At 66.9% G+C, this 1,048-nt stretch carries 1 protein-coding gene; it reads left to right on the plus strand.

Translation table 11 applies throughout. The features are described from left to right. A partial coding sequence (locus IH13_RS0107505; RefSeq protein WP_031082184.1) for a GAF domain-containing protein occupies positions 1–1,048 on the plus strand: 1,048 nt, incomplete at both ends.

Raw genomic sequence — 1,048 nt, forward strand, 5'->3', positions numbered from 1 at the left:
CCCGCCGTACCATCGCGGCGGACGGCGTCCCCGGCGACTACATCAGCATCTCCTCGGGCCTCGGACCGATGCCCCCGGGCAGCCTGATCGTGCTCCCGGTCGTCGTCGACGACCAGGTGCTCGGGGTCATCGAACTCGCCTCGTTCACCGCCTTCACGCCCATCCACCGGGACTTCCTCGAACAGCTCATGGAGATGGTGGGCGTCAACGTCAACACCATCGTCGCCAACGCCCGGACCGACGAACTCCTCGGCGAGTCGCAGCGCCTCACCGGTGAACTCCAGTCCCGCTCGGAGGAACTGCAGGTCCAGCAGGACGAGTTGCAGCGGTCCAACGCGGAACTGGAGGAGAAGGCGGCCCTGCTGGCGGCGCAGAACAGCGACATCGAGGCGAAGAACCTGGAGATCGAGCAGGCACGCCAGGAACTGGAGGAGCGCGCCCAGCAGCTCTCGCTGGCCTCCACCTACAAGTCGGAGTTCCTGGCCAACATGAGCCACGAACTGCGCACCCCGCTCAACAGCCTCCTCATCCTGGCCCAGTTGCTCGCCCAGAACCCGACCCGCAACCTCACCGTCAAGCAGGTCGAGTACGCCGGCATCATCCACTCCGCGGGCAGCGACCTGCTCCAGCTGATCAACGACATCCTCGACCTGTCGAAGGTCGAGGCCGGGAAGATGGACCTCAACCCGGAGCGCTTCACACTGCGCCAGCTCCTGGACTACGTCGAGGCCACGTTCCGGCCGATGACCACGCAGAAGAGCCTCACGTTCACCATCAGCACCGCCGCCGGCGTGCCGGTCGACCTGCTCACCGACGACTCGCGGCTGCGGCAGGTCCTGCGGAACCTGATCTCCAACGCGGTCAAGTTCACCGAGCGCGGCAGTGTCGAGCTGCGCATCGAACCGGCGGCCGACCACGAGCTCCCGGACTCCGTGCACCGCGGTGGCGGCGTCGTGGCCTTCCGGGTGAAGGACACCGGGATCGGTATCGCCGAACAGCAGCTGGAGACGATCTTCGGGGCGTTCCAGCAGGCGGACGGCACGACCAG

This window comes from Streptomyces sp. NRRL WC-3549, assembly GCF_000721935.1.
Classification (GTDB): Bacteria; Actinomycetota; Actinomycetes; order Streptomycetales; family Streptomycetaceae; genus Streptomyces.